We start from the raw sequence: 25,545 nt of genomic DNA on the forward strand, positions 1-25,545 counted from the left end.
TCTATTTCAGATAATTGTACATCGTATCAAGATTAAATTTCTCTATGGCTTCTTTGCTTGGCACCGGCGTTTTGTCTATCTCACTAAAGTAATCGGTGCTATCCCATATAATCTCTCCACCTGTTTCTCTCGGGTCTTTTGTTTCTTTTAAATGGGCAATCATTTTAGACGACAATTCTTGCTTGATCGCTTGATAATCCGCATCGTCGGCTAAATTATGCAATTGATCTGGATCATTTACAATATGATACAGTTCTTCCGACGGACGTTTTGCAAATGCCAACTCAAACGCTTGCTTTGCTATCGGTTCATCTTTATGCTCCAAAATAAAAAATTTCGCCGGTCCCGGGTAGTTTAACATATACGGATCGACATCGCCATATAATGGCGGATCACCTGCAGGCCATCTATCCGCCTCATAATTTTTAATATATAAATATTCTTTCGTCCGAATAGCTCTTCCCGGATAACCTAATCCATGCTGCCTTACAAAAGCATGTCTTTCTCTTCCTATGACGACAAATTCTCGAGAGTCTGCTATTTCCCCATCTTTCTCCAATATCGGCAGCAAACTTTTTCCGGTCATGTAATCCGGCACCTCTGCTTTCGCCAGTGTTAGGAAAGTTGGTGCCAGATCAAGTAATGTGACTAAGTCCTCGGTAACAGCATCTGTCTTAAATTTCTCTGGCCAAGAAACAATCAACGGCACCCTTGTACCAAAATCGTAAAGATTAGCAAGACCTCTCGGCATCTGCCATCCGTTATCGCTACAAATCAATACGATCGTGTTTTCTAAATGACCGCTTTCTTCCAATTGCTGCATAATCTCTCCTACTTCTGTATCAAACGTTTGTATAGCGGCGTAGTAATCCGCAATATCTATTCGCACATCTTCGGTATCTGGTAAATAAGCCGGTGCGTTGATTTTATGGATGTCAATTCCTGCCTTTTGCCCAGAACCAACTTCATAAGGTCGATGCGGATGTAAGCTATTAAACCAATAACTCCATGGCTCGCCTTTTTTTGCATTTTTAATGAAATCTGCAAAGTTCCGGTATTGGTCGCCTCCCGGGTTTCGTGTTCTACCATTGGCCTCATAGCTACCGGGCCCCCAGCCTTTTCCATCATACCCTACGCGGTAGCCGGCTTTTTCCAATAATTCGGGGAAAACTTCGAATTTTGTTGGTAGCGTTCCCCATAAGTTCGCACCTTCTTCTATACGCCAAATATCTTGACCAGTTAGTAACGCAGCTCTCGCTGGTGTACAGGACGGTGAATTACAGAACGCATGCGTAAAACGCACTCCTTCGGATGCAATTTTATCCATGTTTGGTGTCTTCACTACGGAATCACCATATACTCCTACGTGATTCCACGATTGATTGTCAGACATCAACAATAAAATATTGGGTCTATCCTGTTCTTTTTCGGAGGTACAGGATAGGCAAAAAGCTATTGCCAATAAACAACAGCATTTTATACGGGTTATCGTATTCATCATCTTTTTATTTTTCGGTTGGGTTTGTATCTTGATATTGTTCTTGTAATTGTTTCAGTTTACGATGCATCTGCTGCGCTACATCAGCATACGCTGCGGATTGATACACATTGTTCATTTCTTTTGGGTCTTTTTCAAGATCATACAGCTCCCATTCATCAATATCATTATAAAAGTGAATCAGCTTATACCTGTCTGTCCGAACGCCATAATGTCTTTTGACCATATGCCAACTCGGATACTCGTAATAATGATAATAGACGGCATCGCGCCAATTTTCTACTTCTTTCCCGTCGTTATCAATCACCGGCTTTAACGACTGACCTTGCATATCTGCGGGGATTTCGACACCTGCATAATCCAATAAGGTAGGTGCAAAATCAAGGTTCATTGCTAAAGCAAATAATCGTATTGTCTAACTCCCCTTCTTGTTCCAGATAATCGAGCAATCGACCTACGTTTTCGTCTACCGCAGCCACACAAGCCAAATAATCTTTCATGTATTGTTGATACTTCCAACGCACCAGATCATCCCCCTTCAAGTTTAAGCGTCTATATTCTGCTACGCGTTTATCATACACATCCGTCCAGGCTTTCTTCTCTTCTTCGGTCATCCGATCGAACACTTGAAAAAAGCGTTGCTTATCTACTGATTTATTATTCGCTTGGGTAAAATCGTCTTCTTTTGTATCACCAATCGTTTCTTTTGGAATTTCAGCTAGAGAATCTAAATCTGCTGCTGATGCCAGTTTCAAATCCCATGCGTCCCACATGTCGGAGGATATATTCATCAATTGCTCTTTCGCGGCTCTTCCTCTATTACTAAAATCGTCTAACAAGTTTGCAGGTTCCTCAAAAGTGGTATTATCAAACATACCCAAGTGTCGCGGTGCAGGAAGCCAATTTCGATGAGGCGCCTTATGCTGATAAATCAATAAAAAAGGTTTCTCTTTATCTCTATCATTTAGAAAATGGATCGCCTTATCCGTAATCACATCGGTCACGTAGCCTTTCTCCGCCACTTTTTTACCATTTTCTATAAATTCCGGTTGATAGTACTCTCCTTGATTAGGGAGAATACTATAAAAATCAAAGCCTACCGGCATTGTTCCTAAATGCCACTTCCCAATCATCGCGGTTTGATACCCCGCTTCTTTCAGTAGTTGTGGATAGATAATCTGCGTACTGTCAAACACGCTATGGTTATCTTTAAAACCGTTGATGTGACTATGCTTCCCTGTTAGGATAACCGCTCTAGAAGGACCACATACCGCATTCGTGACGAAACAGTTGTTAAACTTAATCCCTTCATCTGCTAACCGGTCTAGATTAGGCGTGGAGATAAAACGCTTGTCGTAAGCACTCAGCGCTTGTGTTGTATGGTCATCGGTCATAATGAACACGATGTTCAATTTCTTCTGCTCTTCTTTCTGAGGAGATGAGCAAGCCGTTGCTCCTACAAGTAATGCAAGGGCAAACAAACGGCCTATCTTATTTCTTATCGTTATCATTTTTTATTAGCGTAGCCCTATGTGTTAATAATTTGGATTCTGGGTAAGATTTTGATTAATGTCTCTTTCTTTTTGTGGAATAGGGTATAGCTCGTGTTTATTATCCGTAAAGTAGTTTCCAGCTATATACGGAAAGTTTCCATATATCGCATTTAGGTCCTCTTGCGCCGCTCGCAAGGATGTACCTAATCTATTCCATCTAATCAAATCAAATTTTCGAAACCCTTCATAACACAATTCAAATGTTCGTTCTTCTACAATCTTCTCGAAGAATTCCTCTTTGCTAAGCCCGCTAGGTAGATCGGCTGTAGCCGAAGGCTGATCTACAGGCACGCCAAATCCACGCCGTCTTACCATATTTAGATACCAATACGCGCTGCCATCCGAATTTGCTCCCGGACCATTTATTTCATTTTCTGCTTCAGCATACATTAACAGAACGTCCGAATAGCGTAATAACACCCAGTTTATATCCGTGTTATTTAAATCTTTCGGCTCGGTACCCTGCCAATCTCTTCTCCATTTTCCAGGAGTCCATTTTCGCACGTTTGCCAGAATAGGATTTGATAAATCTACTTTCTGACTACTACCATTGATTTCATATCGAGCGATCGCGATATCTTTCCGTTGATCCGCGGGATCATATTTATCATATAACGTTGGAATTATCCGAAAGAATGCATTTGCTCTTCCATAAACAGCTCCCGCCGCCGTAAGCGGACTATTCCAGGAACCGATATAACCGCTATATGGCCGTGCACCAGATGGATTAAAAAAAGCAACCTCAAACATACTTTCTTTGGGTTCAAGTTTCAATTCGCAATAATTTCTAAATATCGTTTCATAACTTGTGTTCAATGCATGTTGTCCACCATCAATAATCTCTTTTGTGAGTCGTCGCGCCTCTTCATAGCATGTCAAATAATTGGAAGGTCGCTCCATCTGTCCGTTCTGTCTTAACGAATATCCACCTCGTCCTAGATATACTCTCGCCAAAATTCCTTTTGCTGCTCCCCTACTTATACGTTCGTCAAGTGGTTTTTCGGATGCTTCTGGAATATCGGGAATCGCCTCTGTCATATCTTGAATAATCTGATCGTAGATTTCTTCTTTATCCGTTCGCGCCGATTTCATATCATCTGTGGCTTTTGTATAGTCTGTTTTTAATGGAACATCCCCATATAGCCGAACCAGATCAAAATAGTAGAGTCCACGTAAAAATTTAGCTTCTGCCAGACATCTTCTTAATTCAATTTTCTCTGCTTCACTTCCGTTCGCAAACATATCCATTTGTGGTATGTTTGCGATCACGAGGTTCGCTCTATTGATTCCTTCATAGAGTGCCCGCCATGCTTCGGTGATATAATTATGACCTGTAGCAAAGTTATAATGCGCCAATGTTCTATTGTCGTTTGAGAAACCCGTTCCTTCCATATAAGCCAGGTCCGAATCGATATCAAATACCAAAGACATATAAAATCCATAGGTATTTTGACTCGCCATAATTTCATATACACCCAGTGCTGCTTTTTTTGCATCCTCAGTATTGTCAAAATAAGTCTCTGCCGCATATAACGAATAAGGGTCTTCTTCCAACCATTTTGAACAGGAGGTTAGCGCCCAGGTTGAAACTGCAAAAGCACACCAAACGACATACCTCGCAACATTGTTCTCTATAAAGATTAATTTCTTATTTTTCATAATTTTCATTTTTATAGTGATAAATTAATGCCTGCCACAAAGGATTTAGCGCGTGGGTAAGCTCCAAAATCAATCCCCGGTGTTAAACCGGTACTGTTTCTCGAACTCACTTCGGGATCATAGCCTGAGTAGCCCGCAATGGTTCCCAGATTATAGGCTGTTGCATACACCCTTAGTCCATTAATTTTAAATCTAGAAAGGAAACTCTTTGGAATTGTATAACCTATACTGATATTGTTGATTCGTAAAAAAGAACCATTTTCAACCACATAATCATAAAAACGTAGTGCTGTATTGCTGTTATAAACCGGCACGGTTTTTCCTTCGTTCATCGCTGCCAAGGCTGCAGGGTCGGTTACTCTATTACCACTTGCATCGATAGACATCCATCTATCTGCGAAATAAGAAAGTGTACTGCGATAATCCAATTGTGTTTGACTGCTATATAACTTATTGGCATTGTACACATCATTTCCATAAGCCCAATTGAGGAAAATGCTCAAATCAATCCCCTTATACGAAAATGTGTTATTAAGCCCGCCCATACCTTTGGGTATTGCGTTTCCAATAACCGCTCTATCGTCAGGATTAATTGTTCCATTTCCATCAGTGTCAACAAACTTTAAAAAACCAGGCTGTGGTATATTGTTATTATCATATGGTATTCCATCTTTTAACGTATAGGTTTGGGTATTGGAGTCAAAATTAAAATCATCGACTTGGTATAAACCATCTGTCTTGTATCCATACATCTGTCCTAATGCCTGTCCTACTTGGATGATATAATCGCTCTCGGTCAATACTCCCCAGTCCGAAAACACATTCCTAAACGATTCTCCATCCGTTAATGCCAATACCTTATTTCTATTAAATGCCCAGTTAAAATCGGTGGTCCATTTAAAGTTTGGCGTATTAATATTGGTTGTGTTTATACTTAATTCCACACCGCTATTCTGTGTCGATCCTGCATTAATCAACATTGTCGAGTAGCCCGAACTCATCGGTACTTCCGCTTGCAGCAAAAGGTCTTTTGTAGTATTTCGGTAAAGTTCAGCTGTCAATTGTATACGCTGATTAAAAAAAGCCATATCCAATCCTAAATTCTCTGCTCTTGTAGCTTCCCATTTCAGATCCGGATTGGGCAACGTATTCGGAAATACGGTCACATTAATTCGGTCGTTTAATGGGTAAGTACCTGTAGACAATAAAGCAAGGGAAGTATAGTTTGCAATTCGGTTATTACCCGATGTACCGATAGAAAAACGAAGTTTTAAGTCGGAAAGAATACCTTGGTTTTTCATAAAATCCTCCTCAATGATTCGCCAAGCGAAAGATGCCGCAGGAAAGTATCCAAATTTATTGTTGGGACCAAACTTTGAAGATCCATCAGATCGTAAACTCGCAGACACCAAATATTTACTTTTGTAATTGTAATTTGCTCTCGCAAAGAACGATATCATCCGCTCATCTTGGTTATTGGATTCACCTATAAAAGTGGATGCTTCATACAGATTATCCAAGCCCAATGTCTCGTCAGGAAAACCCGTTGCTGTAACTCTGTTATACTTGGTCAAGAGGTAGTTCTGCTCTTGCCCTAATAAAACATCAAATTTGTGGTCTTGATTGAATGTATTTTCATACATAAGCGTGTTGGAATAACTCCAACCACTTCGTACCTGATCTGCCATAGAGCCTTGTGGACCATTATTTCGTTTTGCCATCATCGAACGTCTATCGTAGAACAAATCCGTCTTTGTCGAGATGTTTCTGTAATTCACCAGACCTCGATAAGTGATATGGTCTGTTAGCTTATATTGTACGTCGGTATTTAAATAAAGAAACCTTCCCAAAATATCTCGGTGTTGTGATTCTGCATTGACTAAAGGGTTTTGCAACGTGTTACCTTGTACATCTTCCAGTGCCGGATCTTCTTCCATGTTTAGGAAATCTTCATCGGTCCCCGCCAATCCATAGAGCGGTCTATACGTTAAGATATTCTGTAGCTGATTGAGATAGGTGTTTCCTTCGTTCGTTCCTAACCCGTATACTTTCTGCTCCGAATAGTTAACACTTCCATTTAAACTCAACCGCTCATTGGCTTGATGGTTTAGAGAGAGTTTTGCCACATGCTTTTTTGCCCCACTATTCAACATGATTCCTTCATCATTATTCATCGAATAGAAAAGGCTATACCGCGTAGCTTGATTTCCACCATTTACACCTATTTTATGGTATTGACTATTCGCAGTACCTCCAAAAACCTGCTCTTGCCAGTTTATACCTGGCCGGTTCATATACAATTCTTCCAGTTGATCAAATGTACCATACGTTTGTTCAAACCTTGCCAGTCGTGATTCATCGGCCAAACTTCTTTCATATTGCAAAACGGTATAGTCATATGGTTTCAAAACCGGCAATGTATTGTTTATACTTTTACCACCCATGTAGGTATCATAGGTTACATTGGTCCGTCCGGCTTTATTTTTCTTCGTGGTCACTAGGATAACACCATTCGCCCCTCTGGAACCGTAAATAGCGGTCGATGCCGCATCTTTCAAGACATCGATACTCTCGATATCGGTTGGGTCTAAGAAATTTATACCTTCTGTTTGGGGAATACCATCAATCACATACAAAGGTTCGTTACTCTGGGTGATAGATCCTCCTCCACGAACTTTGATGGACATTTCCGATCCGGGAGCTCCTTCCGATGCGGATACCTGTACGCCGGCAAGCCGACCAGCCAACGCCATCGTCACATCCGGCACAGGAACTTTGTTCAATTCCTCGCCCGAAACAGAAGCCACCGAGCCTGTTAAATCCTTTCGTTGCACGGAACCATAACCGATAACAACCACCTCATCCATACTCTTCGTTTCCTCCAATAATTGGACGCTTCGTGTGGCATTATCTCCCGCTTTTATTTCTATCGGCGTGTATCCGATATACGAATAAATCAATACCGCATCTGCGCTGCTCGTTGTTATCGCATAACCACCTTTTGCGTCTGTGGTCGTCTCTTTATTCGTTCCTTTTTCCTTAATACTAACACCCACCAGTGCCTCTCCGGTTTGACTGGTCACGACTCCATTCACGGTAGTTTTCTGCGCATACAATATAGTACTGTATAGCAAGGATAATATAAACAGTAGCTGTCTCATAGATAATACTTTCGTTTTTGATTAAACCTTATTTCATATTCTTATTTTCTAAATTTCCAAATCCGGTAGTTGATCTTTTAATACCGTTGTTTTCCCATTTTCGGTAACTGTCGTTACATCATTATATTCGAGCGAAACATCTCCTTTTTTATTTCGTACAGAAAAAGATGGAGCACCTGTGCCGTTTATATTGACACGAATCACCCAATCATCTACTTCGATTGTATTTTCATCTATCCAATGAGGAGCAGATACCACCTCTTTCTTATGATGGGTACGAATGACTGTCGCATAACGATAAACAGCCTGTTTAGAAGATATTGCTGTAAAATGCCAGTGGTTTGGATACGGAGCGAAATGCCCTTTATCATCAGCCCGCAACCAATTAATTGCCGGAACAAAAAATTGATCGGTTTGTTGAGTATGCAAATTCTCCGGAGCGAAAATATAAGCATTCGACTCACCATTCTGATTGGTTGCTTTTACATGTACCATCTTTTCACTCGCATGAACTTGCATTGAATCTTCTACCGTATGCAATAAATAATTCCATGCTACCGGTTCATAGGCTTCAAGCTCATCATATACAAACAATAGGTGGGCGCCACCCAGTTGTACAATATGTCGCCTAAACGTTTTTAGCTTATTTTCATCCCATCCGTTTTCCGGAGAATAGTCAAGACCGGAAACCTCTCCTCTTTTTAACCAAAGCTCGGAAATCACTTTTCCATAAGCATTAGATGCATCACCAACAACATAGCTAATTTTACTTCCGATATAATGCCGTGGAATCCAACCATAACCTTCTGTTCCTATCTTCTGCCCCATTCCATTGACCAAAATGGTATTATGTGCACGCGTGCTTCTGTGGCTATAGACACTATGTTCGTCTGTAAAACTGACATGATGACCACTACTGTAAAAAAGTGGCTTACCATCATAAAAGGTATTAAACGCATTTTGATTTGCTACGGCGTGAGAGGTAGAACCGTACGGGCTGGAACGAAACGTCGCCATAGCATTTCTTGTTAAATTTTTCCAGCTAGACATAAAGGTGGCAATGCCTGTGTTTCTAAAAACGTAGGATAATGGCAAATCTGCCAAGCCTTTTCCTATTGGTAATGGGGTATCATTTTGAAGTCGGAACCAGGATAGATCGCCCGGTTTGGCTCCAAAGCCTCTTTTTAAGACATCTGGTTCATCAGCTTGGATTGTCCGAACATAATCCGCCAAATAACTGTTATTGGTTAACTTTGCCAAAGCATCCGCATACCCCACGCGCTGTCCGTTTGGTTTAGCGACACGTAGATGTGCACTTCCGTTACCTGCCGATTTGGAGAATGGTGGCTGCTGAAATATGACATACATCGCCGACCCCTTATACCACGGATCTTTAAAAAAGTCGTAACCACTTAATTTGCTATAAAGCAAGGGTACTTCTATCAACGTGCGGATGTTGACATGGAAATAAGAATCACCATTATGCCATCCACCATCGTCATTTACACCGGGGAAACGTGCTATCCATACATTATAACAATAATCTGCCCATTTCTTTGCTTCCGGCAATTCACCATAGGTAGCAAAAGCCGCCATCGTAAAGATACGTAAGGTCATTTGTACAGAATGATTATCGGCTATATGTGCTTCGAAATGATTATGGAAACGGTTAAAGAAATTGCTTCCATGCTCTTTTATTTCTCCAAGCAATAAAGCCTTTTGTTCCTTCGAAAGTAAATCATAAAACGAGTCATATGCCATCGTACTCAACGAAAGCAATGTAGAGGCATTGAAATCGCCTTTAAGATAAGGGCTATCTCTCCAACTCACCATTTCTTCGATCCTATACATAGCCGCCTTAAAATAACGCTCATCTTTCGTCAAAAGGAAAGCCCGAATTAAGCCTTCGGTATTTGCTTCTTCCCTATCAACGACTCTCCGACTTTCGCGTACCAACAATGCATTACGCTTTACTTCCAAATCCAGCTCGGCTACTTTGCTTGTATCGATAACATCAGCTAAATGTTTGACTTCTTCATCGACGACTTTGTTGGCATACTCAATATACCAATCGCGTTCTTCCTTATTTTTGCATTTCTCAATAAACGCATCCCATTCGTCTTTTTCGACCCAAATTCTGGGATGCGTAGTGGGCAGTTTCGCCATTAGGTTAGAAAATGTAGGCGGGTTAAATACGTAGCCGTCATTTATGACGGTAAACCGCAACACCGGCGACCAATCTGTCTTTTCACCATCTGCATACCCATATTGCCAAAACCAGTCCCCATTTTCGTATATTTCCGCTGCATTATAGAATGCCCAGGGACAATCGGCTTCAATCACCTCTTTCCGGAACAAACTATCTTGGGAAATACGCAGTCGGTAATTTATTTGATTGGGGTCTGGTTTTTGGTCACCATGCTCTTCCTCCATCCCATCTAAAGCAGCATGCGCTTTACTTGTTGTTCCGAGAGGCCACATAAAGGCTACTTTTCTATTTTTTACAACGGCTCTATCTAATGGATATGGCGTTGCCCGCATCTCGTGCATCAAGGTCACATCGTTAAGCCGTAGCGTCGCCTGGCCGAGCACCTCATTAAAAGACAAGAATTGCACCAATATGGCAAGGATAAATATTCTTCTCATGATGTTAGATTTACATTGTGATAACTACATCAAAAGTAACTGTAATCGCTTCTCAGCTATTTAAATTTTATCCAGAATACTTTTAATTTTGGTTAATCACACCAAATTATGCGTCTTTTAGGGCAGCCTGAGCAACGCTTAATTGCCACCCCAACCTTCTGGTATTCATCAAAATCAAAATGATTTTGTTTAAAACTGAAAGAGCATTACAAACAAGCTATCTAATTTTATGATTCAATAAAAAGCGAAGATTATTATGAGACCATCATGATTTTTCAGACCACATCGTGGGATGAATAAATCTGATAGCTTCATCACCATTAAAAAAAACAAAATTATACAGATGAAAAAAATTGCTAGCCTCCTAATGAGTTGTATTGCCTTATCATTTATAGGGAATCAAGCACAGGCACAAGACGATTTGAATTGGCTTAAAGATGCGAAACATCGTGCTGTACATCAATTAAAGAAAGCTGCTGACACGTATATCCCTGGATTCTCTCCTCGGTCTATTAATCATGATGGTTCTGTACGGTTGGCACACCAAGAAGACTGGACTTCCGGTTTCTTTCCCGGCTCCCTATGGTATGGATACGAGATATCTGGTGATAAGGCTTTAGCCAGTAGTGCACGGAAATTTACCTTGGCTATGGATTCTTTACAAGATTTCACCCATACGCATGATTTAGGATTTATGATCTACTGTTCTTTCGGAAACGGATATAGAATCACTAGGGACAAGGCGTTTTTGCCTACGCTGAAGAAAGGTTCTGATAATCTCTACAAACGTTATAACAAAACAGTTGGTGCAATCCGCTCTTGGGATTTCGGCCATTGGGAATTCCCTGTTATTATAGATAATATGATGAACCTCGATTTTCTATTTTGGGCAAGTAAAACATTTAATAAACCGGAATATGCGGATGCTTCGGTGCAGCATTCGCTCACTACGTTAAAAAATCACTACAGGCCCGACAACAGTTCATATCATGTTATTAGTTATGATACACTTTCTGGACGAGCTATTCAAAAAGAAACCCATCAAGGACTAACGCATGAGTCGGCTTGGGCAAGAGGGCAAGCTTGGGGATTATATGGTTACACGATGGCATACAAGGAAACAAATAATCCCGTCTTTTTAAAACATGCCATCGATATTGCCAAATACATTATGGAACACCCTAACGTGGACGAAGACAAAATACCTTATTGGGATTATGATATTCATAACGGTGGAGAAAGAGCGCCAAAAGATGCCTCTGCAGCTTCCGTTATCGCAGCAGGATTAATAGATCTAGCACAGTTTACGGAGAATAATGCCTACTTCGAATATGCAGAAGATATTTTACAATCATTGTCCTCTCCGGAATATTTGGCAGGAGAAGATACCAATGGATACTTTATCCTAAAACATAGTGTAGGGGCATTTTTATACAATTCAGAAATAGATACACCTTTAAACTATGCCGACTATTATTATTTAGAAGCTCTTGTACGGTATGCGAAAGCTAAAAATATAGATTTAAAAACCTTAAATTAGAACCCCATGAAATTGAAATTTCTATATCTGTTTATCCTACTTTTCCCACTGTCCGTTATCGGGCAAAAGAAATCCAGTATTTCTAAGGATGATTTTGCCATCCTTAATCTGGATCACCCGGGATTAGAAAAAGTTAAACAATTGGTTTCCAAACAAAAATACCAAGAAGCTTCCAAAACGCTGTTGAATTATTATAAAAAGCGTACAGACATTAAACATCCAGATTACAATCTTGCGGATAAAGGTCGGTTTTTGGGCAAGAAATTATCCAAAGATAATCAAGAAAAGGCCGACAAAGGGCTAGATCATCACTTTTATGTTCATAAAGGTTATGGTTACTTTGACTATGGAAAAGACATCAACTGGGAATACTGGCCTGTTAAGGACAACGAAGTAAGATGGCAACTTCATCGTCATTATTGGTGGACTCCAATGGGTTTAGCTTATTGGTCAAGTGGAGATGAAAAATATGCTAAAGAATGGGTCGCACAATATGTGGACTGGGTGAAGAAAAACCCTAAAGGACTCTCCAAAGAGAATGACCGGTTTGCTTGGCGTCCATTAGAGGTATCACATCGTATTCAAGAACAGACAGGCTTATTTAATATGTTCTTGACTTCGCCTCATTTCACGCCCGAATTTCTGATGGTGTTTTTAAACAACTATAATAAGCATGCAAACCATATATTAGAAAATTACTCGGAAAAGGGCAACCATTTACTTTTCGAAGCACAACGTATGATTTATGCAGGTGCGTTTTTCCCGGAATTAAAAAATGCACCTACTTGGCGTAAAAGCGGAATCGAAATCTTAAATACAGAGATAAAAAAGCAGATCTATCCAGATGGTATGCAGTTTGAATTATCTCCCAACTACCACACCGCTGCCATTAATATCTTTTTGAAAGCGCTACGAATGGCACAATTGGCGAATATTGACCATGAGTTTCCGCCATCTTATAAAGATATTATAGAAAAAATGATCATGGCGCAGGTAAACTTTTCTTTTCCAGACTATTCATTTCCAATGTTTGGAGACGCGTGGGTAGCCGACAAGAAGGTCTCTATTAGAAACTTTCAGGATTGGCAGCAGATATTTCCAGAAAACAACACAATAACCTATTATGCTACAAACGGTAAAAAAGGAGAAGCACTTCCCTTTCTTTCTCACGGGTTGAAAGATGGCGGATTTTACACCTTCCGAAACAGCTGGAAAGATAACGCCACGGCTATGGTACTCAAAGCAAGCCCACCGGCTTTCTGGCATAGTCAACCGGATAACGGAACATTTGAGTTATGGGTGAAGGGTAGAAACTTTATGCCTGATGCGGGCGTATTTGTTTATGGTGGCGACGAAGAAATCCTAAAGCTACGGAATTGGTACCGTCAGACAAAAATCCACAAGACGTTGACTTTAAATAATGAAGATATAGAAATCAACGATGCGCAGCTTATTAACTGGCATACTTCTGACAAACTAGATGTTCTGGTCTATAAAAATCCAAGTTATGCAGGATTGAATCATATCCGGACGGTCTTATTCATTGACCAACAATATTTTATCATCTTAGATAAAGCTGAAGGAAAAGATGTCGGTAAGGTCGGTATTCACTTCCAATTGGTTGAGAATAGTAACCCGGTATACAATAACCAACAAAATAGTGTTACCACAAGGTTTAAAGATGGTAATAACCTATTCATTCGCAACTTTAATCAAGACCAAGCACAATTAGCAGAAGAAGAGGGAAAAGTTTCTTACTTCTACCGGACCGAGGTAGAACGTCCTGCTTTTGTATTTGAACAAAACAAGACAAACGAAAATAGTGTAAATTTTGCCACAGTGCTCTACCCTTATCAAGGGGAACATGTGCCAAATATTGTTTTTGAAGAAGAAACGGGTAATGACCCAGAGAGAGGCAATATCCATTTCTCTATTTCCGTAGACGGAAAAAAACAGACGATTCAGCATCGTTTTTAACATCGTTATAAAGCGAGAAAAAAGAGCAAGCCAACCGAAATCGGTTTGCTTGCTCTTTTTTTTCAAAAAAATTATTGCAAAGCAATTATAAAACCATCCTTATCTTTGCGCTTTATCTTTACATATTATTTGAATGAAAATAGGCATTGTATGTTATCCTACCTTTGGGGGAAGCGGTGTAGTTGCAACAGAACTTGGTAAAGCATTAGCTTCCAACGGTCATGAGATCCATTTCATTACCTACTCTCAACCTGCCCGGCTAGATTTCTTTTCGGAAAACCTTTACTACCATGAAGTAGCGGTTGCCCAATATCCACTATTCGACTTCTCGCCTTATGAATCTGCTTTGGCAAGCAAGCTGGTGGATGTTGTCCGATTCGAACAACTGGATTTGTTGCACGTGCATTATGCCATTCCACATGCGTCAGTCGCCTATTTAGCGAAACAGATATTAGCCACTTATGGTATTCATATTCCAGTAGTAACTACTTTACACGGCACCGACATCACACTGGTGGGAAAAGATAAAAGTTTTAACCCCGTAGTGACTTTTTCCATCAATCATTCCGATGGGGTAACGGCTGTTTCGGAGAATTTACGTGAACAAACATTAGAATCCTTTGAAATTACCCGAGATGTGCGGGTGATACCTAATTTTATAGATTTCTCTCGTTTCCATAACAAGAATAGGGAACATTTTAAACGCGCCATCGCTCCCGAAAATGAGCGTATCATCATTCATACCTCTAATTTCCGAAAGGTAAAAAACACACAAGACGTTATCCGTATTTTTCAAAAAGTAAATGACGTTATACCGAGCAAACTTTTGATGGTTGGCGATGGTCCTGAACGACGGAATACAGAAGAATTAGCACGTCAGTTAGAAGTTAGCCAAAATGTACGCTTTCTCGGAAAACAAGATGCCATTGAGGAAATCTTATCTGTTTCAGATTTATTTTTAATGCCTTCCTCTTCGGAAAGTTTTGGGTTGGCTGCTTTAGAAGCAATGGCATGTCACGTACCCGTTGTTTCCTCTGATACCGGAGGGCTACCAGAACTGAATATCAATGGTGTCAGTGGATTCCTGAGCAATATTGGTGATATCGATGATATGGCAAAAAATGCAATTCACATTCTGGAAGATTGTGACCGATTGCAGGTTTTTAAAGATGCTGCCTTCGCCAGAGCAAAAGAATTTGATTTAAGCAAAATCCTCCCCCTTTACGAATCCTATTATGAAGAGGTCGTGGAAGGAATGAAAAAAGGGTAATATAATGGTGGGAGGCTAGAAAAAAAGTTTTATCTTTGGCTTTTGGAAATATTCCAAAAAACGATCATGAAATATAAACGTATCCTACTCAAACTCAGCGGAGAAGCCTTAATGGGCGAACAAAGTTATGGCATCGACATCAATCGGGTGATGCAATATGCAAACGACATTAAAGAAATTCATAGCCAAGGTTTAGAAATTGCCATTGTTATCGGTGGAGGCAATATCCACCGGGGATTAAGTGCAGAAAAAGCTGGGATGGATCGGGTACAAGCTGACTATATGGGTATGTTGGCAACCGTCATTAACAGTATGGCATTACAAGATGCGTTAGAAAAAGTCGGTTTAAAAACCCGTTTACTGACAGCGATTAAAATGGAACAGATCTGTGAACCTTTTATCCGTAGACGTGCCGTGCGACACCTTGAAAAGGGGCGAATCGTTATTTTCGGTGCCGGTACAGGCAACCCTTATTTTACAACCGATACAGCAGCGTCTTTACGCGCTATCGAAATCAATGCAGATGCTGTACTTAAAGGCACGCGCGTAGATGGTATATATACAGCTGATCCGGAAAAAGATGCGTCTGCTCAACGTTACGACAAGATTTCTTTTCACGAGGTTTATGAGAAGGGATTAAATGTGATGGATATGACGGCATTTACATTATGCCAAGAGAACAACCTTCCTATCATCGTCTTCGACATGAACAAACCCGGGAATCTAAAGAAACTAGCCAATGGAGACCATATCGGTACAGTTGTTAGTTAATTTATTACAAAGAAACACATAAAGATATGAATGAACTGATATCCTTAGAATTAGAAGATTGTAAAGAGAATATGGGTAAGGCCATATCACATACGGAATCTGAACTGACTAAAATCAGGGCGGGTAAGGCTTCTCCCGCTATGTTGGATGGAATCTCGATAGACTACTACGACAGTATGACACCTCTTTCTCAAGTAAGTAATATCAATACTACCGATGCCCGGACTATTGTTATCCAACCTTGGGAAAAGAATTTAATCAGCACTATCGAAAAAGCTATTGTAGATTCGAATATCGGATTAAATCCGCAAAACGATGGTGCTATTATACGTTTAGCGGTACCTCCGTTGACAGAAGAACGCCGTCGTGATTTGGTAAAAAAGGTAAAAGAAGAAGCCGAGAAAGGTCGCGTGGCTATACGGAATATTCGCAAAGACGCGAACGAATCCATTAAGAAACTAAAAGGTGAAGGAATTTCGGAAGATGAGACTAAAGTGGGCGAAGGCGAAGTACAGAAGCTAACGGATTCTTTTATCGCTAAGGTCGACCAGCTTGCTGAATTGAAAGAAAAAGATATAATGACTGTTTAGATTTATATTTCTCTAAGCTCAAACAAAAAGGATTCTAAAAAAAATAGAATCCTTTTTTCGTATTTTTTACCTAACTTTCATCTCGGATTACCGATTTTTAAAGAAATTAAAGTATGCAAAGTAATAGAAGAAGATTTTTACAGCAGGCAGGTTTGGGTTTATCCGCTGCTTTTCTGAGTCCATACTTATTCTCATGTCAAGACGATAGATCAGGAAATAGCCCTTTTCATAATTTAGGTCTTCAGCTATATTCCATTCGCGATTTAGTGAATGAAGATCCTATAAAAACAATAAATACCGTTGCTAAAATAGGATATAAACATGTGGAAACCTTTGGCGTAGACACTAGTACTGAAACCTATTGGAACATCTCTATTTCAGAATTGAAAAAGGTATTGGACGATAATAACCTTAAAACACACAGCGGTCACTATGACATGTCCAAATACCTTAATAGGCAACTCACAGACCATGAAAATATTGAAAAATATATAGAAATTGCTCACCAATTAGGACAATCTTATATTATCGCTCCTATCACGCCGATGGATGACCTCAATAACTTAAAAGTAGAGGATTATCAATATGCGGCCGATCAGCTTAACAAAGCAGGTGAGATGGCTAAAAAAGCGGGGATTAAAGTCGGTTATCACAATCACTTCTGGGAATTACGGCAATTTGGCAACGGCACAAAAGGGTTGGATATACTCATCGCTTTTACAGAACCGGAATTAGTTGATTTTGAACTGGATCTTTTCTGGATAGAAAAGGCAGGTTTTAGCCCCCAATCTTATTTCGAAAAATATCCTGGACGCTTCCCGCTATGGCACATCAAGGATATGGATAGGCAGTTTACACAACCTGTTGTAGGTGAGAAATATGACAAAGCTGATTTTACAGATATAATGAAGGAAGTGAAATTTGCCGAAGTCGGAACAGGTGCCATAGATTTTATTAAAATTGCCGCTGAAGCAGATAAATCAGGGTTAAAATATGCATTTGTGGAGCAAGATGAAATCTATATGCCAAATAAGTTCGAAAGCATAAAGAAAAGCTACGATTATGTTAAGAAGAGTTTAGCAAAATAAGAAGAGTTGAATATGAAACAGAAATCGCTTTTTATTATTCGGCATGCAAAGGCTGAATTACCTATTTTCGGTAAAGACGACTTCGACAGAGATTTGCTTCCCAAAGGAACTAATCGCGCTGAACTTATTACCCAAAAGCTAAAAGCACAGTTGCCGGCTATGGATGAAAAAACGCTCGTTATTTCCTCAACAGCTAACCGCGCAATGCAAACAGCAAAGATTTTTTGCGATATCTTAGGTTACCCGGAGGAACGCATTGTTTGGGAGCCAAAAGTTTACGAAGCGCATTATCTTTTTCTAATGAAACTTTTAAACGATGTACCGGCATCTTATGATTATGTATTGCTATTTGGGCATAATCCCGGAGTTTCCGATCTTGTTGGATATGTCACCGACCGTTTTGTGAATCTTAAAACAGCGCATACAGCATATTTGGAATTGGAAGAGGGGATAGATTATTCGTTATTGTCAGCAAATACAGCATCATTAAAAAAAATCATTACAGAAAATGACTGAAAAACATGGCCAACAAACTCCAATACGAAAACTCCCCTTATCTAAAACAACATGCACATAATCCCGTCAATTGGATGCCTTGGGGAGAAGAAGCCTTACAGAAGGCCAGAGACGAGAACAAGCTTATTATCGTTAGTATCGGTTATTCTGCCTGCCATTGGTGCCATGTCATGGAGCGTGAAAGCTTCGAAAATGAAGCTATTGCGCAGACAATGAACACTTTCTACGTACCTATTAAAATCGATCGGGAAGAACGTCCGGACATCGACCAGATCTACATGATTGCCGTGCAATTGATGACCAATGCCGGAGGTTGGCCCTTGAACTGTATCTGCCTACCCGATGGCCGCCCTATATATGGAGGCACTTATTTTAGACCACATGATTGGCAACAGGTATTATTACAGATCGCACAAATGTGGGAAGAAACACCTGAAATGGCCGTCGATTATGCCAAACGCCTGTCAAACGGTATAAATCAAGCAGAGAGAATTCCTATCGCTTCTGTCCCTGAGGCGTATACTAAGGCTGATGTGCACGATATCGTGACTCCGTGGAAAGCACAATTTGACACGATAAACGGAGGCTACAGTAGAGAGCCGAAATTCCCCCTACCGAATAACTGGTTGTTTTTCCTTCGCTATGCGGTGCTTGCGAAAGATCAACCTATACTAGAACATGTACACTTTACCTTACACAAAATAGCAAATGGAGGTATTTATGATCAAATTGGTGGAGGATTTGCCCGCTATTCAGTAGATGGCCTATGGCATGTCCCTCATTTTGAGAAAATGCTATACGACAACGGACAACTTATTTCTTTATACAGCGAAGCTTATCAACAACGCCCTACTCGATTATATGAAAGAATTATAGAGGAAACCGTCGATTGGGCGGCACGAGAAATGCTCGCGGAAAACGGTGGTTTCTATGCCGCCTTGGATGCGGACAGCGAGGGAGTCGAAGGAAAATTCTATACCTTTTATCAAGAAGAACTCGAAAACGTACTAGGTGAAGACGCTCCCCTTTTTATCGATTATTTTCATGCAACGAAGACTGGAAATTGGCACGAAGAAGGTACCAATGTACTATATTGTGCTATCGATGGAGATAAAATGGCTCGAGAAAGTGGATTCTCCCAAGATGATTGGGAAACGTATTTACGCGAAATAAAAGGAAAACTTCTAGCCTATCGCGAAAAACGAATAAGACCGGGATTGGATCACAAACAACTAACCTCTTGGAACGCACTATTTTTGAAAGGACTCGTAGATTCATATCGTGCATTCGATAAACAGCAGTATCTCGACCTCGCCGTCCAAACTGCAAATTTCATTAAACAGTATTGTTTTTCTGAAGATAGCTTACTCCATCAACCGGCAGATCACAACCGGCAGATTTATGGTTTTTTGGATGACTATGCTTTTACAATAGAAGGTTTTATAGCACTCTATGAAGCCACATTTGAAGAAGATTGGTTACACGAAGCCCATAGTTTAGCTGAGAAGGCAATAGAGCTGTTTTATGATGCGGAAGATAAGACATTTTTTTATACTGCCCACAGTGCGGAAGAACTGATTGCCCGCAAAAGCGAAATTATGGATAATGTTATTCCGGCATCTTCCTCGGCCATCGTGCGGATGCTCTATCGATTAGGTGAGCTATTGGATAAAGAAAGCTATATATCCATTGCTGACCAAGTATTTGCCAATGTTTTCCCACATATCAAACAGTATGGATCGGCCTATTCCAACTGGGCTATCCAACTTTTGGAACATGTGTACGGAAACAACGAGATCGCACTTACCGGCACGGAAGCAATCACTTGGAGAAAACAGCTAGACAAGCATTATATTCCAAATAAAATAACCTTGGGAGGAACAAAAAGTAATCTACCGTTGTTAAAAGATAAAGCGGGTATGGAATCAAAATCCTACCTTTGCAAGAATAGAGCATGTAGTTTACCTCAAAATTCGGTGGCTGCACTACTAACATTAATACATAATAACAGGGATTCGTCCCAAATAAATTAAACAAAATGGCAATAGAAAACAACAATGTCGTTGCATTGAATTACAAGCTTCACACCGTGGAAGCAAACGGAGAGAAAGCATTTGTAGAAGAAACCACAACTGAAAACCCTTTGACTTTTCTATATGGAGTAGGCATGATGCTACCCAAATTTGAAGAAAATATAGCTGGATTAAACATCGGTGACAAGACTTCGTTTACGTTAGAGCCAAATGACGCCTACGGTGAAAAAGACGACCGTGCAATAGCACAACTACCTGCTGATATGTTTAAAGAAACAGGTCTTCCTCCAGTTGGTGAGGTTTTACCTTTACAAGATAATGAAGGCAATCAGTTCCGTGCAGTCGTCGTTGAGGTTACGCCAGAAGCGGTAGTAGCTGATTTGAACCACCCTATGGCTGGTAAAACACTGAACTTTGATGTCGAGATTTTAGCTGTGCGCCCCGCTACCGAAGAGGAATTGGCACATGGCCACGCACATGGCATCGACGGCGAGTCAGGCCATTAAGAACTCAAAATTAGGAACAAAGAACAAGGATAATCCTTGTCTTTGTTCCTTTATCATTTTTCTTTTATAGCCCTCAACATTTCTCGTTTACCCGGCGCACCTGGTGCTTTCTCAATAGAAAACCCTAAAGCTTTCATTGCGCGCTTCAGATTTCCGGTAATAGCATAGGTAACAAATACTCCTCCCAGCCTTAAAAAGGAACACACATGTGCTAAGGTTTCTACGGTCCACATCTCAGGCTGATGTATAGCTGCAAAAGCATCGAAGTAAATAACATCAAATTTTCTTACACTTCCGGCTTGGAAATTTAACACCTTTTCATGTGCAATAAACAAGCTAATAGAATCTGTAAAAGTAATTTCTTGTGCCTGCGCTTGTTTATAGTGATGCTGAAAGCTTGACCAGATTTTTTGCTTTACAAAGTTTTCATATCCGGTTTTTAAAATGATTTCTTCGCTAAGTGGATATGCCTCAATACCGACATATTGTAAACTTATACCTTGGCTATCAATATAATCGGCCGTCAATAGAAAATTCAACCCCGTACCGAATCCCACTTCCAATATAGCAACATCAGCCGGTTCCTCCTTTTGCAAGAAAAACTGCAGTCCCGATCGCAAAAAAACATGCTGACTTTCTTGTAAAGCACCATGCTTAGAGTGATAATGTTCTCCAACTTCGGGGTGATATAAAGTAGACGAACCGTCGTCTGTTATGACAAATTGCATAGCAAAGTTTATTTTTACAAATTTATTTATAAAATGCAGAGGAATTGTATAGAATAATTCTAAATAGTTTACAAAGTTTGACAAATTCCCATCTTGCAAAAGCATTTTGTAATTTTGTATTTCATTTAGAGATAGTGCAATATGAAGAAAAGTTCCATCATATTAATTGTTATCATTGCTATAGCTATCGCGATGATTGTTGTTATTTATACAGACTCGAGTACGTATTCTACTTTTACGGAAGCAAGGGAGAAAAAAACAGAGCTTTATGTCGTTGGCGTACTGAATAAAGAGAAGGAGTTACATTACGATCCCATCAAGGACGCCAATCATTTTTCTTTCTACATGTACGACAACGATAGTACGGAATGCCAAGTTGTATTTAGGGGCTCTAAGCCACAAGATATCGAACGATCGGAACAAATCGTATTGACTGGTAAAATGGAGGGCGATGTGTTTCATGCCAGCAAGATATTGATGAAATGTCCATCAAAATATAATGAAGATGAGGTAGAAGTCATCGAAACAAGTGTAGCGCCTGCAACGGCATTTTTGAGCGTAAAATAGCCTTATTAGTTATTTTTTAAGCCCTGATAAACTGCTCCATCAGTTGGTGGTGCATCTTTTTAGATAATTTTTACTTTTACTTTGAATAATGGACGTTAACTACGTTGGAGAACATCTTTTACCGGGAAAAATTGGACAATTTTTTGTGATTCTTTCCTTTGGCGCAGCCCTTTTTTCTCTTATCAGCTATTTCTTTGCTACACGTGAACCCGAAGTTAAATCTTGGAAAACACTTGGTAGAATTGGATTTTGGGCCAATTTGATATCCGTTGTTGCTATCGGAACTATTCTGTTCTATCTCATCTATAACCATTATTTTGAATACCATTATGTTTGGGCGCATTCTTCAAAGTCGCTTCCCACACACTATATTATTTCTTCTTTTTGGGAAGGGCAGGAAGGAAGTTTCTGGCTCTGGATGTTCTGGCAAGTAGTATTAGGCACGATCCTCGTGCTTAAGGCTAAAAACTGGGAAGCACCAGTTATGACATTCGTTATGCTGTGTCAAGTATTCTTAGGTTCTATGCTAATTGGCATCGAAATATTCGGTTCGCGCATCGGTAGCTCACCGTTCATCTTACTGCGGGACGCCATGCAAGGCCCTGTCTTTAGTCGACCAGATTATTTAAATATGATTGGAGACGGACGCGGACTAAATCCACTATTGCAGAATTACTGGATGGTAATCCATCCTCCTACCCTATTTCTTGGCTTTGCTTCTATGGTTGTCCCTTTTGCATATGCGGCGGCCGGCCTTTGGCTTAAACGTTATAAAGATTGGATGAAACCTGGTTTGCCCTGGGCACTTTTTGCTGTTATGATTTTGGGCGCAGGGATTATCATGGGATCTTTCTGGGCGTATGAAGCACTGAATTTCGGTGGTTTTTGGGCGTGGGATCCGGTAGAAAATGTATCGATTATCCCCTGGCTCACACTTATCGCGGCTGTCCATGTGATACTTGCCTATCGTAATTCCGGACATGGTTTCTTTACCGCCACCTTCTTGACGATGATCAGTTTTGTACTCGTCATATATGCTTCCTATCTCACTAGGAGCGGAATATTAGGGGAAACTTCAGTCCACTCGTTTACGAGCTTAGGGATGTCTGGCCAACTCATTATTTTCAATCTTACTTTTTTGGTATTGATGATTGTGATGCTCATCTGGCGGAACAAAGAAATGCCGTCCTCTAAACAAGAAGAAGACATTTACTCGCGTGAATTTTGGATGTTTATTGGAGGCCTAGTGCTTACTGTAGCCTGTATACAGATGATAGCGACCACTTCTATCCCGGTATTTAATACGCTGTTTGGTACAAAAGTAGCCCCTCCTGTAGATCCAATTCCACACTATAATAAATGGCAGGGTGCATTTGCGGTGGTCATCATGCTCGTGACAGCTTTTACACAGTTTTTAAAATACAAAAAAACCAATCCGAAAAAATTCTGGGTATCCACTTTTGCGTCTTTTCTATTTGCAGTTATACTCAGTGCTATAATCGTCTATTTCACAAAGACATACACCAATGTAATGTATATCTTGCTGACTTTAACCTGTATATTCTGCCTGTTGGCGAATATGCGTGTTTTGGGCGATGCTTTGAAAGGTAAATGGCGGTTGGCCGGATCTGCTGTTGCACATATCGGATTCGCTCTTTTACTTTTGGGAGCCCTTATTGCTGCGGCAACCAACGAGGTTATCTCTATCAACGAAAGTCGTTATATTCAGGTACAGAACTTTGGTCAGGAAGGCGACAAATTTTCAGATCCAGGTGAAAATCTGTTCCTGACAGAGGGAGAACCAAAACAAATGGGTGATTACCGGATCACCTACGTAGGTGACAGCGTCGCTCCTCCGAATGTGTATTACAAAATATTATATGAACGTATTGACGAGGAGACAGGAAATGTCAAGGAATCTTTTATGCTGCGCCCGTTTGCACAACATAACCCTGAGATGGGAGGGCTAATTGGTACGCCCGATACCCGCCATTATCTTACACACGATATTTACACCTTGATCACCGCAGCAGCTGCGGAATCACAAGTACAAGCAGAAAATATTCCTTCGGAGGAGCAAACAGGATATGAAGATTATGATGAGCCGGCTACTTATCAGGTTAGTATTGGTGATACTCTCCGGTATAGAAATGGTTTTTATGTTATTGAGGGGATCAATAGAGAGGCCACATTAAATAATATCCCTAAAGGAGAAGGAGACATTATCGTAGGGTTGAAGATTAAGGTTGTTGCAGCCGACGAAAAGGAATACAACGTAGAACCAATTTTTTTGATTAAGGATGGGCATAGCTACGATTTTAATAAGGATGTTACCGACCAAGGACTCCGTTTCCGTTTCACCAATATTTTACCAAAGGAGGATAAATTGGAAATCATGTTGTATCAAAAACCGTTGCCAGAGAAAAAATGGATTGTCTTTAAAGCGATTAAGTTCCCTTATATCAATTTCTTTTGGGCCGGTACCATTATTATGACTATTGGTTTCATCATGGCTATCTATCGTCGCCTAAAAGATGCAAAGATATCTAAACAAAATCCTGCATAATGACTGTTGTTATATTAGGAAGTGGAAATGTTGCTACTCATATGGGAAAAGCATTTCATACCCTTGGACATCAGATTTTACAGGTGTATAGCAGAAATAGGGCCAGTGCGATTGCATTGGCTTCGGTTTTAAACGCCGAAGCGGTAGATACAATCGAAAATATCACCGATAAGGCTGATTTATATTTTATCGCGGTCGCTGATCAAGCCATACAAGAGATAGTCGACCAACTTCCCAAAGACCTGAAGGGGATAGTCGTACATTGCTCAGGTGCAACGGATATCAATATTTTAGCACACTTCCCTTTACACGGCATCATTTATCCAGTACAAAGTCTCCGTAAAGATGTTCCTACTCCTTTAGAAAACATCCCTTTTGGGATAGAGGGTAGCAATACCGATACCACTGACCGTCTTCTTCAGATGATGCAAAATATCTCCGTGGGATCTTTCTTATGTAATAGTACACAGCGTCTAGCATTGCACATAGCAGCGGTATTTGCCAATAATTTCAGCAACGTACTTTACCAAATAGCTTATGATATCGTAGAAGAACAGAATTTGCCTTTTGATTTACTAAAGCCTATTATTCTTGAAACAGCGCAGAAAGTGCAAAATCAGATTCCAAAAGCTATACAAACCGGACCTTCTGCACGAGGAGATATGGAAACTATCCAAAAGCATTTACAATTTCTTATGAAAACCCCGCATTGGCTTAAAATATATCAACAACTAACCGAAGAAATCACTAGAAATAAGTGCTAAACTGAGAAATATTACCAAACAAATAAATCTTTCGCAAACCTGCTTCTTTTTTCGCTTTCATCCAATAACTTCCTAATTTTGCATGCAACCCTTAGATCATGGTAATTAATGG

19 protein-coding genes are annotated in these 25,545 nt (G+C 40.2%); 12 read left to right on the top strand and 7 right to left on the bottom strand.

Going from position 1 to position 25,545, the window contains the following annotated elements:
* Nucleotide 1: 1 nt before the first annotated feature.
* From H8B21_RS18280 to H8B21_RS18300, 6 genes are read right to left on the bottom strand one after another with little or no spacing between them, the layout of a single operon-like run.
* Complete coding sequence (locus H8B21_RS18280; protein ID WP_223815132.1) at nucleotides 2–1,501, bottom strand: sulfatase family protein; 1,500 nt, start codon at nucleotides 1,499–1,501, stop codon at nucleotides 2–4.
* Nucleotides 1,502–1,505: 4 nt separating this feature from the next.
* Nucleotides 1,506–1,889, bottom strand: coding sequence for a sulfatase/phosphatase domain-containing protein (locus H8B21_RS20690; protein ID WP_223815133.1), 384 nt, complete (start codon nucleotides 1,887–1,889; stop codon nucleotides 1,506–1,508).
* Nucleotides 1,879–3,009: a sulfatase-like hydrolase/transferase gene (locus H8B21_RS18285; RefSeq protein WP_223815134.1), complete on the bottom strand. Its 1,131-nt coding sequence runs from the start codon at nucleotides 3,007–3,009 to the stop codon at nucleotides 1,879–1,881. Before H8B21_RS18285 ends, H8B21_RS20690 begins: the two co-directional genes overlap by 11 nt.
* Before the next feature lie 24 nt (nucleotides 3,010–3,033).
* Nucleotides 3,034–4,710, bottom strand: a complete 1,677-nt coding sequence (locus H8B21_RS18290) for a RagB/SusD family nutrient uptake outer membrane protein (protein ID WP_190315293.1) — start codon at nucleotides 4,708–4,710, stop codon at nucleotides 3,034–3,036.
* 11 nt (nucleotides 4,711–4,721) lie between these two features.
* Complete coding sequence (locus H8B21_RS18295; RefSeq protein WP_190315294.1) at nucleotides 4,722–7,871, bottom strand: SusC/RagA family TonB-linked outer membrane protein; 3,150 nt, start codon at nucleotides 7,869–7,871, stop codon at nucleotides 4,722–4,724.
* A gap of 48 nt (nucleotides 7,872–7,919) precedes the next feature.
* Nucleotides 7,920–10,517, bottom strand: coding sequence for a DUF4962 domain-containing protein (locus tag H8B21_RS18300; protein WP_190315295.1), 2,598 nt, complete (start codon nucleotides 10,515–10,517; stop codon nucleotides 7,920–7,922).
* 343 nt (nucleotides 10,518–10,860) lie between these two features.
* On the opposite strand from H8B21_RS18300, the gene H8B21_RS18305 reads away from it, so the two are divergent.
* The 9 genes from H8B21_RS18305 (at nucleotide 10,861) to H8B21_RS18345 (ending at nucleotide 20,808) form a co-directional block, all read left to right on the top strand.
* A complete protein-coding gene (locus tag H8B21_RS18305; protein WP_190310307.1) occupies nucleotides 10,861–12,057 on the top strand; it encodes a glycoside hydrolase family 88 protein in 1,197 nt (398 codons plus the stop codon).
* A gap of 6 nt (nucleotides 12,058–12,063) precedes the next feature.
* On the top strand, nucleotides 12,064–14,034 hold the full coding sequence (gene hepC, locus H8B21_RS18310; protein WP_190315296.1) for a heparin-sulfate lyase HepC: 1,971 nt from the start codon (nucleotides 12,064–12,066) through the stop codon (nucleotides 14,032–14,034).
* A gap of 133 nt (nucleotides 14,035–14,167) precedes the next feature.
* Nucleotides 14,168–15,304, top strand: a complete 1,137-nt coding sequence (gene bshA / locus H8B21_RS18315) for an N-acetyl-alpha-D-glucosaminyl L-malate synthase BshA (RefSeq protein WP_190315297.1) — start codon at nucleotides 14,168–14,170, stop codon at nucleotides 15,302–15,304.
* Between the two features lie 66 nt (nucleotides 15,305–15,370).
* Nucleotides 15,371–16,075: a UMP kinase gene (gene pyrH / locus H8B21_RS18320; protein WP_190315298.1), complete on the top strand. Its 705-nt coding sequence runs from the start codon at nucleotides 15,371–15,373 to the stop codon at nucleotides 16,073–16,075.
* A gap of 26 nt (nucleotides 16,076–16,101) precedes the next feature.
* Complete coding sequence (gene frr, locus H8B21_RS18325) at nucleotides 16,102–16,665, top strand: ribosome recycling factor (protein ID WP_190315299.1); 564 nt, start codon at nucleotides 16,102–16,104, stop codon at nucleotides 16,663–16,665.
* A gap of 113 nt (nucleotides 16,666–16,778) precedes the next feature.
* Complete coding sequence (locus tag H8B21_RS18330) at nucleotides 16,779–17,753, top strand: sugar phosphate isomerase/epimerase family protein (RefSeq protein ID WP_190315300.1); 975 nt, start codon at nucleotides 16,779–16,781, stop codon at nucleotides 17,751–17,753.
* Nucleotides 17,754–17,765: 12 nt separating this feature from the next.
* The gene (locus H8B21_RS18335) at nucleotides 17,766–18,269 is read left to right on the top strand and encodes a SixA phosphatase family protein (protein WP_190315301.1); all 504 of its coding nucleotides are present in this window, start codon (nucleotides 17,766–17,768) and stop codon (nucleotides 18,267–18,269) included.
* Nucleotides 18,270–18,274: 5 nt separating this feature from the next.
* Nucleotides 18,275–20,302, top strand: coding sequence for a thioredoxin domain-containing protein (locus tag H8B21_RS18340; protein ID WP_190315302.1), 2,028 nt, complete (start codon nucleotides 18,275–18,277; stop codon nucleotides 20,300–20,302).
* A 5-nt stretch (nucleotides 20,303–20,307) separates the two neighbouring features.
* The gene (locus H8B21_RS18345) at nucleotides 20,308–20,808 is read left to right on the top strand and encodes an FKBP-type peptidyl-prolyl cis-trans isomerase (protein ID WP_190315303.1); all 501 of its coding nucleotides are present in this window, start codon (nucleotides 20,308–20,310) and stop codon (nucleotides 20,806–20,808) included.
* Between the two features lie 53 nt (nucleotides 20,809–20,861).
* Here the strand turns inward: H8B21_RS18345 and mnmD are convergent, their stop codons facing one another.
* Nucleotides 20,862–21,536, bottom strand: coding sequence for a tRNA (5-methylaminomethyl-2-thiouridine)(34)-methyltransferase MnmD (gene mnmD, locus H8B21_RS18350; RefSeq protein ID WP_190315304.1), 675 nt, complete (start codon nucleotides 21,534–21,536; stop codon nucleotides 20,862–20,864).
* Between the two features lie 141 nt (nucleotides 21,537–21,677).
* On the opposite strand from mnmD, the gene H8B21_RS18355 reads away from it, so the two are divergent.
* From H8B21_RS18355 to H8B21_RS18365, 3 genes are all read left to right on the top strand, one after another.
* On the top strand, nucleotides 21,678–22,103 hold the full coding sequence (locus tag H8B21_RS18355; RefSeq protein WP_190315305.1) for a cytochrome c maturation protein CcmE domain-containing protein: 426 nt from the start codon (nucleotides 21,678–21,680) through the stop codon (nucleotides 22,101–22,103).
* Between the two features lie 88 nt (nucleotides 22,104–22,191).
* Nucleotides 22,192–24,669 (top strand): cytochrome c biogenesis protein CcsA, encoded by a 2,478-nt coding sequence (ccsA, locus tag H8B21_RS18360; protein WP_190315306.1) that lies wholly within the window; start codon nucleotides 22,192–22,194, stop codon nucleotides 24,667–24,669.
* Complete coding sequence (locus H8B21_RS18365; RefSeq protein ID WP_190315307.1) at nucleotides 24,669–25,433, top strand: Rossmann-like and DUF2520 domain-containing protein; 765 nt, start codon at nucleotides 24,669–24,671, stop codon at nucleotides 25,431–25,433. Before ccsA ends, H8B21_RS18365 begins: the two co-directional genes overlap by 1 nt.
* The last annotated feature ends 112 nt before the right edge of the window (nucleotides 25,434–25,545 follow it).

Source organism: Sphingobacterium chuzhouense (assembly GCF_014692525.1).
GTDB classification, from domain to species: Bacteria; Bacteroidota; Bacteroidia; order Sphingobacteriales; family Sphingobacteriaceae; genus Sphingobacterium; species Sphingobacterium chuzhouense.

Coding starts and splice junctions, on each gene's coding strand:
- H8B21_RS18280 (WP_223815132.1), bottom strand. CDS start 1,501: ATGATGAATACGATAACCCGTATAAAATGCTGTTGTTTATTGGCAATA.
- H8B21_RS20690 (WP_223815133.1), bottom strand. CDS start 1,889: ATGAACCTTGATTTTGCACCTACCTTATTGGATTATGCAGGTGTCGAA.
- H8B21_RS18285 (WP_223815134.1), bottom strand. CDS start 3,009: ATGATAACGATAAGAAATAAGATAGGCCGTTTGTTTGCCCTTGCATTA.
- H8B21_RS18290 (WP_190315293.1), bottom strand. CDS start 4,710: ATGAAAAATAAGAAATTAATCTTTATAGAGAACAATGTTGCGAGGTAT.
- H8B21_RS18295 (WP_190315294.1), bottom strand. CDS start 7,871: ATGAGACAGCTACTGTTTATATTATCCTTGCTATACAGTACTATATTG.
- H8B21_RS18300 (WP_190315295.1), bottom strand. CDS start 10,517: ATGAGAAGAATATTTATCCTTGCCATATTGGTGCAATTCTTGTCTTTT.
- H8B21_RS18305 (WP_190310307.1), top strand. CDS start 10,861: ATGAAAAAAATTGCTAGCCTCCTAATGAGTTGTATTGCCTTATCATTT.
- hepC (WP_190315296.1), top strand. CDS start 12,064: ATGAAATTGAAATTTCTATATCTGTTTATCCTACTTTTCCCACTGTCC.
- bshA (WP_190315297.1), top strand. CDS start 14,168: ATGAAAATAGGCATTGTATGTTATCCTACCTTTGGGGGAAGCGGTGTA.
- pyrH (WP_190315298.1), top strand. CDS start 15,371: ATGAAATATAAACGTATCCTACTCAAACTCAGCGGAGAAGCCTTAATG.
- frr (WP_190315299.1), top strand. CDS start 16,102: ATGAATGAACTGATATCCTTAGAATTAGAAGATTGTAAAGAGAATATG.
- H8B21_RS18330 (WP_190315300.1), top strand. CDS start 16,779: ATGCAAAGTAATAGAAGAAGATTTTTACAGCAGGCAGGTTTGGGTTTA.
- H8B21_RS18335 (WP_190315301.1), top strand. CDS start 17,766: ATGAAACAGAAATCGCTTTTTATTATTCGGCATGCAAAGGCTGAATTA.
- H8B21_RS18340 (WP_190315302.1), top strand. CDS start 18,275: ATGGCCAACAAACTCCAATACGAAAACTCCCCTTATCTAAAACAACAT.
- H8B21_RS18345 (WP_190315303.1), top strand. CDS start 20,308: ATGGCAATAGAAAACAACAATGTCGTTGCATTGAATTACAAGCTTCAC.
- mnmD (WP_190315304.1), bottom strand. CDS start 21,536: ATGCAATTTGTCATAACAGACGACGGTTCGTCTACTTTATATCACCCC.
- H8B21_RS18355 (WP_190315305.1), top strand. CDS start 21,678: ATGAAGAAAAGTTCCATCATATTAATTGTTATCATTGCTATAGCTATC.
- ccsA (WP_190315306.1), top strand. CDS start 22,192: ATGGACGTTAACTACGTTGGAGAACATCTTTTACCGGGAAAAATTGGA.
- H8B21_RS18365 (WP_190315307.1), top strand. CDS start 24,669: ATGACTGTTGTTATATTAGGAAGTGGAAATGTTGCTACTCATATGGGA.